The sequence below is a fragment of the Streptococcus oralis genome (assembly GCF_001579175.1).
In the GTDB taxonomy this organism is placed as follows: Bacteria; Bacillota; Bacilli; order Lactobacillales; family Streptococcaceae; genus Streptococcus; species Streptococcus oralis_O.
The window spans coordinates 612,366-614,546 of the sequence record NZ_KQ970760.1; the positions used below are offsets into that span (position 1 = coordinate 612,366).

General features: G+C 40.0%; 2 protein-coding genes. Both read left to right on the top strand.

The genetic code is table 11. The features are described from left to right. Positions 1-811 (top strand): glycosyltransferase family 4 protein (locus tag SORDD24_RS07335; RefSeq protein ID WP_061409121.1); only part of this gene is annotated, 811 nt, incomplete at its 5' end. An 8-nt stretch (positions 812-819) separates the two neighbouring features. Further along, positions 820-2,136 carry a glycosyltransferase family 4 protein gene (locus tag SORDD24_RS07340; RefSeq protein ID WP_061409124.1) on the top strand — a complete coding sequence of 439 codons (1,317 nt, stop codon included), beginning with the start codon at positions 820-822 and terminating at the stop codon, positions 2,134-2,136. Positions 2,137-2,181 lie beyond the last annotated feature (45 nt).

The following is a 2,181-nucleotide window of genomic DNA, read 5'->3' on the forward strand; positions in this document are numbered from 1 at the left end:
CTATGTGCATTTTTTGCCTGATACGCTTGAGGGGAGTTTGAAGATTCCATTTTTCTTAAAGGGAATTATCAAACGTTATGTTTTTTCATTTTACAACCGAATGGAACACTTGGTGGTGGTTAATCCCATGTTTATCGAGGATTTGGTGGCAGCTGGTATTCCACGTGAAAAAGTAACTTATATTCCAAACTTTGTAAATAAGGAAAAATGGCATCCACTGCCAGCTGACCAAGTAGCAAAACTTCGTCAGGAAATGGATTTAGCTGAGGATCAGTTTGTTGTTGTTGGTGCGGGTCAGGTTCAGAAACGTAAAGGGATTGATGACTTTATCCGTCTTGCTGAGGAATTGCCAGAAATTACTTTTATTTGGGCTGGTGGTTTTTCATTTGGTGGGATGACAGATGGTTATGAACGCTATAAAAAAATCATGGACAATCCACCTAAAAATCTAATTTTTCCAGGTATTGTTCCTCCAGAGCGAATGCGAGAGCTCTATGCTGTAGCGGATCTCTTCTTGCTACCAAGTTACAATGAACTATTCCCTATGACCATCTTAGAGGCAGCTAGTTGTGAAGCACCGATAATGCTAAGGGATTTAGATTTATACAAGGTCATTCTCGAAGGGAATTATCGTGCAACAAGTGATGTTTCAGAGATGAGAGAAGCTATTCTCGAATACAAAAATCATCCTGAAAAGTTGAAAGACTTGAAAGAAAAAGCTAGAGAGATTTCTAAAGAGTACTCGGAGGAACATTTACTGGAAATCTGGTTGAAATTCTATCAAGAACAGGCTGCTTTGGGCAAAAAGTGAGGTAATTTATGCGAATTGGTTTATTTACAGACACTTATTTTCCTCAGGTTTCTGGTGTTGCGACTAGTATTCGAACCTTGAAGACAGAGCTTGAGAAGCAAGGACATGCAGTTTTTATCTTTACAACAACAGATAAAGATGTGAATCGCTATGAGGATTGGCAAATTATCCGAATACCGAGTGTTCCCTTCTTTGCATTTAAGGATCGACGTTTTGCTTATCGTGGCTTTACAAAAGCGCTTGAAATTGCTAAACAGTATCAGCTAGATATCATTCATACTCAAACAGAGTTTTCACTAGGTTTGTTAGGGATTTGGATTGCGAGAGAGTTAAAAATTCCTGTTATCCATACCTACCATACCCAGTACGAAGATTATGTGCATTATATTGCGAAGGGTATGCTGATTCGTCCAAGTATGGTAAAATATCTGGTACGGGGCTTTCTTCACGATGTTGATGGAGTGATTTGTCCTAGTGAGATAGTTCGGGACCTTCTCTCTAAGTACAAGGTCAAGGTTGAAAAGCGGGTTATTCCAACTGGTATTGAGTTAGCTAAATTTGAACGCCCTGAGATTAAGGAAGAGAATTTAGCTTCCCTTCGATCTAAACTTGGAATAAAAGAAGACGAGAAAATGTTACTGAGTCTTTCTCGTATCTCCTATGAGAAGAATATCCAAGCGGTTCTAGCCGCTTTTGCGCAGGTTTTGAAAGAAGAAGACAAGGTGAAACTGGTTGTTGCTGGTGACGGTCCTTATCTGGACAGTCTGAAAGAACAAGCTGTCCAGTTGCAAATTCAAGACCAGGTGATTTTTACTGGTATGATCGCCCCAAGTGAAACAGCCTTGTACTATAAGGCGGCAGATTTCTTTATCTCTGCATCCACTAGTGAAACCCAAGGGTTGACTTATCTAGAGAGTCTAGCCAGTGGAACGCCTGTCATCGCTCATGGCAATCCTTATCTGGATAATCTGATCAGTGACAGGATGTTTGGAACCCTCTACTATGGAGAACAGGATCTTGCAGGTGCCATCCTGGAGGCTTTGATTGCCACTCCAGATATGGATGAGCAAAAGTTGGCTGACAAGTTGTATGAGATTTCTGCTGAGAATTTTGGGAAACGAGTTCACGAGTTTTACCTTGATGCCATTATTTCAAATAATTTTGAACAAGAATTGCTCGATGGAGAACCTATGAGTCAACGTTTTCTAAAAACCATTTTATATCTGCCTCAACAAGCAGTCAGCGTCCCGGTAAAAGAATCTAAACGCATTCTGAAGGCGTCTAAAAAACAGTTGTCCAGTATGCGAGACTACTGGAAAGATTGACAAAAAGTAAAAAAGGAGGAATAAAAGATGGCGAAAAAATTTATG

Excerpts from the sequence above, each read along its gene's own strand:
- SORDD24_RS07340 (WP_061409124.1), top strand. The coding sequence starts at position 820 with ATGCGAATTGGTTTATTTACAGACACTTATTTTCCTCAGGTTTCTGGT.